Annotated in this window: 6 protein-coding genes; all 6 read right to left on the bottom strand. The window is 52.7% G+C overall.

Going from position 1 to position 7,394, the window contains the following annotated elements:
- Window positions 1-3,599, bottom strand: a 3,599-nt coding sequence (locus HFD94_RS22670; protein WP_167433554.1) for a DUF6531 domain-containing protein, incomplete at its 3' end; no start/stop codon positions are given.
- 3 nt (window positions 3,600-3,602) lie between these two features.
- Window positions 3,603-4,043: a DcrB-related protein gene (locus tag HFD94_RS22665; protein ID WP_010246011.1), complete on the bottom strand. Its 441-nt coding sequence runs from the start codon at window positions 4,041-4,043 to the stop codon at window positions 3,603-3,605.
- 58 nt (window positions 4,044-4,101) lie between these two features.
- Entirely contained in the window at window positions 4,102-4,464 is a 363-nt protein-coding gene (locus tag HFD94_RS22660; RefSeq protein ID WP_167433553.1) for a hypothetical protein, read from the bottom strand.
- A gap of 77 nt (window positions 4,465-4,541) precedes the next feature.
- The gene (locus HFD94_RS22655) at window positions 4,542-4,895 is read right to left on the bottom strand and encodes a hypothetical protein (protein WP_181955374.1); all 354 of its coding nucleotides are present in this window, start codon (window positions 4,893-4,895) and stop codon (window positions 4,542-4,544) included.
- A 341-nt stretch (window positions 4,896-5,236) separates the two neighbouring features.
- Complete coding sequence (locus tag HFD94_RS22650; protein WP_031592972.1) at window positions 5,237-5,797, bottom strand: hypothetical protein; 561 nt, start codon at window positions 5,795-5,797, stop codon at window positions 5,237-5,239.
- A gap of 13 nt (window positions 5,798-5,810) precedes the next feature.
- On the bottom strand, window positions 5,811-7,394 hold a 1,584-nt coding region (gene tssI / locus HFD94_RS22645; protein WP_167433552.1), incomplete at its 5' end, for a type VI secretion system tip protein TssI/VgrG.

The following is a 7,394-nucleotide window of genomic DNA, read 5'->3' as shown; positions in this document are numbered from 1 at the left end:
TAGGTCAGCGGGATCCCGTCGTGGATTTCCTGCAGCAGGCGGTAGCCTTCCCACACAAAGCGCGTCGTGACGGCGTTCCCCGACGGTCTTCCCTGCAACAGCTGCTGGCTGGTTTTACTGATGCGGCGCCCAAGCGGATCGTAGCGGAAACTCACCTTAGTGCGCGGCTTATTACGGTCCCGTGGCTCGCTGATGACGTCCGTCAGGCGATGCTCACCATCGTAGCGATAACGCCAGCGGGTGTGCCCGTCATCTTTCTCAGTGGTACGGCCATGAATGTCATATTGCCAGCGGATACCGTTCAGTTCGGTGACACGGTTGTGCAGGACATGTGCGGCAGTATGGCGATCCAGCGGGTTGCCTGCGCTATCCCAGCGCCACTGTTCATTACCCGGCTGCGCACCGTCCTGAGACAACAGCCGCCCGGCGTTATCGTAGTTCCATAATGTCTGGCTGAACGGATTATCATCACGCTCTTCACGGATCAGGTTATTGCCGTAATCGAAGTCGCGCCGGCGGGACCAGACGCGCGGTGCAGGACGCTGTGAGTCACCCTTAAACACGTCACGGCGGCGCAGTCTGCCTAACCGGTCATATTCACTGCGCATGGTCAGGCCGCCCTGCGTCCGGCTCAGCTCCCGATGCAGCGTGTCACGGGTAAATTCCGTGACCGGCAGGTTGTCTAATGCGATGCTCAGTAAATGGCCGCTACCGTAATAAAGCTGCTTCAGGTTGCGGCCATCCGGCAGCGTCAGGGCAGTGCAGTTGCCCAGCGCGTCATACTCCCAGGCCAGTTCGCCCTGCTCCCCCTGCTCAGCAACGATGCGGCCCAGCGCATCGTACTTAAAGGTAATCTCCTGCTCGGCCTGCTGGCTCCACTCGGTGTCAGACAGCGGCAGATGCTGCGACACTTTGCCCAGTTGCCCCCCACCGCTGTAGTGATAGCGCGTCTGGCCTTCCGGCGTGGTCCGCTCCAGCAGTTGCCCCGCACGGCTCCAGTGATAGCGATGGGTAATGGACTGAGGATGTCCGGCGGCAAAGGTGCGTGATACCGTGCGGCCCGCCGCATCATAGTCATATCGTGTGGCAACACCATCCAGCCCGACCTGGGCCAGCAACAGAGAATCTGCGCCCCACTCGAACTGATACTGTTCTCCGTTCTCATTTTGCAGCGCCGTCAACCGGCCACGGCTGTCCCAGCTTCGCTGAACCGTCTCACCCTGCGCATTACGGTTGGCGATCAATCGCCCGACATTGTCGTAACGGAATTCACTGCGCTTGCCATCAGCCGATTCATAGGCCAGCGGCAGTCCGTTTTCACTCCAGTGCAACCGCTCTTCCCATCCTTCTGCACGTTCCAGCTGAAGAGGACGGCCTGCTGCATCATAGTGATAACGGGTTTCTTCACCATCCGGCGCGATGACACAGCTGAGCCAGCCCAGGGGATGATAACGGTAGCGCGTGGTCAGCCCTGAACAGTCGGTTTCACGGATAACCTGGCCGGCATCATTAAACTCACGGCGGTAGCTATTACCTGCTGCGTCAGTCTCTTCGACAACCAGTCCGAACTCATCCCGCTGATAGAGCGTGCTTTGCCCGAGCGCATCAACAACACGTTCAAGGCCGTGATGGGGATCGTAATAGTATTTCGTTGTGGAACCATCTGCTCCGGCAACAACCGTGGGCAACGAACGGTGTGACAGCCACTGCACCGCCTGCACACCACCGTCAGCATCCTTCTCTTCAACACGGTTGCCCAGATCGTCATAGGTGAAGCTCACCGCGTTGCCCAGCGGATCGATGCGACGCGTCAGGAGTTCGTTTTCATCCCACTCATAACGCCACTTCTCGCCGCGCTCGTCGATAAAACAGGTGATGAGGCCCGCGGCATTCCAGTGGTGTTCGCGCTGCTGACCGTCATAGGTCGACACGCGCGTAATGCCCGCCTCAAGATCGTAATGCATGTGGCAGCCATCACCGCTGTTGGTGCGGTTTTCTACAACGCGCCAGTGATCCAGCTTCTGCCAGCGATATTCACTCTCCAGCCCGCCCGGCAGTTGGTGCCAGACCATCAATCCATCGTCGTTGTAACGGAAGCGTCGTGAGACAACGCCTGCGGCATCAGTAACGCTGGCAAGCTGGCCCCGATCATTGTAGGTCCAGCGCGTGAGAGGCCAGTGCTGATCGCCATCAAAATGGCTGGCTGATGTCGGACGCCGCGCGTGCTGTTTGTCGTCGTAGTGCAGCGTGACGTCAATAGCCAGCGGCGCGTCATGGATACGTACCAGGCGGGCCTGTTCATCCCAGCCCATCTCCAGCGCATTACCGTACTCGTCGCTCAGTGAAGCCAGCCGCAGCACCTGCGGATCAGCGGCCGTGCGCCTGTAAAGACGCCATACCGCACCGTCATCATCGGCAATGGCGATATCGCCAGACTCGTTGCGCCGCACCATCAGCCCTTCGCTGATGCTGTAGAGCACCTCTTTGTCACCGGGAACGTCAAAGCTCAGTTCGCGCCCGTTGTCATCAAACCAGGTCGCCCGATTCCCTTCCAGCGTCAGGTAGCTGTCAAACACCGTGGCCCAACCCTGACCAAACAAGCCAGCGCGCTGAGTCAGACTGTTATAGCTGCGCTGAAAACTGAGCGGGAAACGTCCGGGGAGGGAAAAATCACGCTCGGCATCATCATTAAGGACTTTGACGCCGGTCGCCGCATGAACCGGAAACAGCGACGAGAAGGCCGCATTGATAGCCATGTCCGCCGCCATACCGCCCACGGCACCGGCCAGCGCACAGGGCATGTTTTTCAGGATCTGACTGGGGCGACCACGGATGAGGGAAAGGCCGATCATCATCACAGCCAGACCTGGCACCTTGCCGCTTTTGATCTCTCTGACCGTGACGGTTTCACCACCAATGATGACATTGGGGGAAACATCGTCGCTCACGGTGGCGTCACAGGTGGTTTTATCCTTTGCGCGCACTGCAGGCTGGCCATTGATAAAGACGCTTTTCGATCCCTGAGCCAGATATTGCGGTGCGCTGTGTTTTTCACAGGCCACTTTGTCCTGCTCCAGCGGAGAGGTGCCCGCATCGGCGGAGGCTACCGTGGGCTGCCACATTGCACTGCCAAACTGGCCGACCGCAGAGAGCAACATGCCGCCATAGTCGGCGAAGCTCTGCGGCGATTGCGGTTCCGGTGGCGGTGTCTCGCCAGGCGTGAGCATCCCGGCCGCGCGTGCGGCTAAAAGACCATTAACGTAGACATTCACTGATCCACTGGCGATTACTCCGGCAGGTGACGGCGGGAATATCATGTTTCCCAGCCCATCGGCCGCTTTGCTGATCTCTTGTGACAGACCAACGGCATTGGCCAGTACACCACCCAGAATACCGCTGAGCAGGCAACTGTTACCCACGGCTGCCACACTCGCCGCTGCCGCCCCTGTGCCTAGCAGGGGCGCTGCCGAGACGATAGCAGCACCCACTGCGGCACCAATGACGGCATAGGCCGCACCTTCCGCAACAATGCTCGTGATATCAGCGAAAATGCTGGAGTGAATGATCTCGTCGCCCACGCGGGCAGCAGGGTTATCCATAGGTTATGCTTTCCGTGGATTGTTCAGACTCAGGCTTTGTTTAAATGCACTCCAGCGCTGTCCATCCTCTTCATTGAATGGACGCATGGCTGATAGCGTAAAAATCATTAAGATGTTCGAATCAGGCACCTGTGTAGCCAGCTGTTTCTGCCACACTGCCTGCCCGTTACGGTCAAATACGGTTTCAACTTCTACCGCGTGTAATGTGTTATCTACACCTGCCATCAAACGTACAAATTCAGTCTGCTGGATATGGCCCATCTGACTCCGCAATGTGTCCCACTGACGCTGGAACTCTTTTTCCGCATCACTGCCCTCAGAAATAACGCCACGGCTCACAACCCATGCCAGCCCACTGGCTTCATCGCGGAGAATATTCATGGTGGTGTCCTGCCAGGCAGCAGGAAAAAGCGCAAAGGCGCCCTCATTGAATTGGTAATGCATAATAGATATCCATATGGGGAAAGTAAAAATGGAATGTTATTAACAGCAGAGGGAGTAACTATTTATTTGCATCATAATCGGGTGCGATACCCGTATGTGATTCAATCAATCTTTCTTTTTCTACCCAGCCATTAGCCTGATTTCCGTCATTAGCCACATACATTACGCTGTAATATTTTCCATATTCGACGTAAGCATATAATTCATTGCCAGGCACCACAAAAACGTCTTTCTCTACACAACGGCCATCAGGTGCAGAATAAAATTGCAGCCGTCCTGACCCGCCAACCCTGTAGACATTATCTGTATTGTCTAAACGCACGCCTTTTGCGTTAGCGTTACTAGCCATCCGTTGACAAAAATCATTTGCAGAAGTCATCAGCGGATATGAAAACATTAAAACGCATAAAATTTTAATCATTTAAACCTGTCATAAAACTTGGCTAAGATATAATTATCACGCGATTATCGATTAAATTACTCATCCTGGATGGCAGACTATTCATTATCAAAACGCTTAGACCAGCGTGCTATATCCTCCTGAACTTTGTTACCTTCAGGCGCGTTAGTGACATAATGTATTTTGTTGTTTTGAGGCATCATCCAGGCAGCATACACTTTGCCATCTGCCTGTATCACGAATGCGGATGCTTGCACAAGATAGAGATCTTTTAACCAGCCCTCAACGAATATACCGCCGCCATCTGTTTTATGGGGTTCTCCAAAAACATCAAAGTTCTGGCTGAAATCATTATACTCATTACCTAAAACAGATTTTAAAGTGGAGACAACATCCTGGTCACTAAAGATCTTTGAAACATTGTCTAAGCTATTGTACTGAGAAAAAGACACTTGTGTTCCTGAAGCTGTTGCAATGCCTATCGGGCAAACTATAAATATCATCAAGAGCATCACTTTAACAAATAACTTTATAGTTTTACCTGAGGAGTGAATTAAGTAGCACCGTTTTACCATATTGATTATTCTCTTTTTAAATAATCATTCAACTCGCCAGATGGCATGCTGTTGTATACAGTTAACCTGGTCTTGAATGAATGTGGCATTTATTTTATTGGTCACATACTTCAGGAGTAGGAAATTAAAACACATTAGCGGACTTAAAATTATTTAATCAAAAAAATAAGATTAATAAGTTAATTTAATCCTGCGTGACGTATCACGCAGGGTTGTTATTATTCATCCGTATTAATCGTCATCATAATATGACTGATTTTTTTATGCTCTAACTGAAATGACATGCGTTTGTTATCAGCATCATAATATAACCAATGCTGATTATCACTGTCATCCACTGTGCCCTGACCATATTTACTGACCAGCACATCCTGGCTGTCGCCTGGTCCTACGCCTCTCGCTGTTTTGATCGCAGGAGTGTTGATGGTGATCTGTGCAATAAGGTAGCTGTCGATATCACGCTGCTCTTTTTGCCAGAACAGATTGGCAGTGTAGATTTCAAAACCATCATATTTGTGCTGGTAGTACTTAAAACTGGTGTCACCGGCAGGCACATCGCCAACAAAGTTTTCACTTATCTGCGTGCCCGCCTGCTTCTGAGTCTCATCGCTCCATTTATCACCTAAGGTAAAAGGATGATTATTGATTTTCACACTAAAGTCAGCGGCTGTTAAGGCAGCAGGGGCCGTAATGCTTGCCGCCGCAGTAGCCAGATTTACCTGAACGGCAGGGAACAGCAGCGCAAACAAAAATACTGCCTTTCTCATAGGAAAAATCATTTTTATCAGTCCCTTATTTAAACTCAGGTATGTCATAAGAAAGATTCGCATTCGGAAAACTGTCGAACATTTTCTTCATGCTGGTTGTCTGAGCCGTAGCCCAGTTAACATCTGTCGCATACTGATGTGTTCCCGGCGAGGCCGGATTCCAGCGCATTTTATACAAAGTATTCTGACCAGAGCCAACAAACTTATCAGATATCCACTTAGCACCACCATCGATGGCCTTCGCGGGTGTTGTCCAGCCCTGTTTATAAGCGTAGTTAGCGCCGGTTTGCACCGCATTGCCATCCAGCGCGCCTATGCCGTACATATTATAAACTTTGGTTCCATTAACCATGACGCCTTTGGCTAACTCACTGGTGCCATTTCCCGTCTCCAGCGCGGAATGGGCAGCCAGATACGCTTCATTAACATTATATTTTTTAGCCGCATCCAGATAAGTCTGTTCCTGACCGGACAGCGTGCCCTTATCCTTAAGGAAAGTGCTCATATCATCTTTACTGATCCCAGATGAGGAGGAAAGATCCACAAACTGATATTTGTCTTTGCCTTCCATGTGGTTGGCAGGATCGACATATTTTTTAATATCGTCCTCGGTGGCGTTTACGAAGCCTTTTTTAGTTTTATCCCATTTCACCGGCGTGGCTTTAAGCCCTTTTTGTTTTTTGACCATCTCATCTACCGAGTAGTCATATTTGCTCTTCTTATCGCCAGAAGCAGTATTGGCTAACGGTGCAGCCGCCCCTTTCGCCGGTGCCGCCGCAGCTTTTGGCGCAGCCGGAGCCGCCTGTCCTTTCTGTTTTGGCGGGAAAAGATTCTCTACGGCCTGGCTGATATTCTGTTTATGACTGGAGCCCGGTGCGCTTGTGCCCGGCTTCGCGCCATCCGTGTTCAGGTTCAGTTTGCCGCCAGAGGTGGTGATATGGCCATCGCCCTGCACGAAAATATTGAACCCCTTGCCCACAATATTAATCTGGCCGTTCGCATTCAGTTCGATAGCACTCTCTCCGCATTCAAGGCGAAGTTTAGTCCCCGAACCCACTACATAGGTATCGACCACCGCATCGAGTTTGCCTTTACCGGTCAGCCGCTCTTCGCCCCCTTTTACACCGTGGACACGGTTGGTTTCGACACGGTAGAGCTCATTGCCGCCCGCATAATGGCTGTGATTGTTGGCGACTGAATGGCTGGCGTCGTTTTTAACATGGGTATCCATGTTCTTCTGCGCCTGAATCCACAGGTGTTCCTCACCCGACTTATCCTCAAACCTTAACGCATTCGCGGTGTCCGCCGTGCCATCCTTCGACCGGCTCAAAAAGCCCATCTGCGTCGCTGCCGCCGGCAGCGCCCACGGCGGCATGCTTGCCTCGTTGTAAACCCGGCCGATGATCAGCGGACGATCCGGATCGCCGTTGATGAAGTCCACCACCACTTCGTCGTTCACTCGCGGGATCTGCACCCCGCCGAATCCCTGACCCGCCCAGGCGCTGGAGACGCGCACCCAGCAGGAGCTGGTATCGTCGCCCTTCGCCAGCCGGTCCCAGTGAAACTTCACCTTTACCCGGCCGTAGCGGTCGGTCCAGATCGACTCGCC

The organism is Pantoea sp. EKM20T, assembly GCF_011800485.1.
Taxonomy (GTDB): Bacteria; Pseudomonadota; Gammaproteobacteria; order Enterobacterales; family Enterobacteriaceae; genus Pantoea; species Pantoea agglomerans.
The sequence above is the reverse complement of the archived record's forward strand: the minus strand, read 5'-3'. Positions and strand labels throughout refer to the sequence as shown.

Excerpts from the sequence above, each read along its gene's own strand:
- HFD94_RS22650 (WP_031592972.1), bottom strand. The coding sequence starts at position 5,797 with ATGATTTTTCCTATGAGAAAGGCAGTATTTTTGTTTGCGCTGCTGTTC.
- HFD94_RS22665 (WP_010246011.1), bottom strand. The coding sequence starts at position 4,043 with ATGCATTACCAATTCAATGAGGGCGCCTTTGCGCTTTTTCCTGCTGCC.
- HFD94_RS22660 (WP_167433553.1), bottom strand. The coding sequence starts at position 4,464 with ATGATTAAAATTTTATGCGTTTTAATGTTTTCATATCCGCTGATGACT.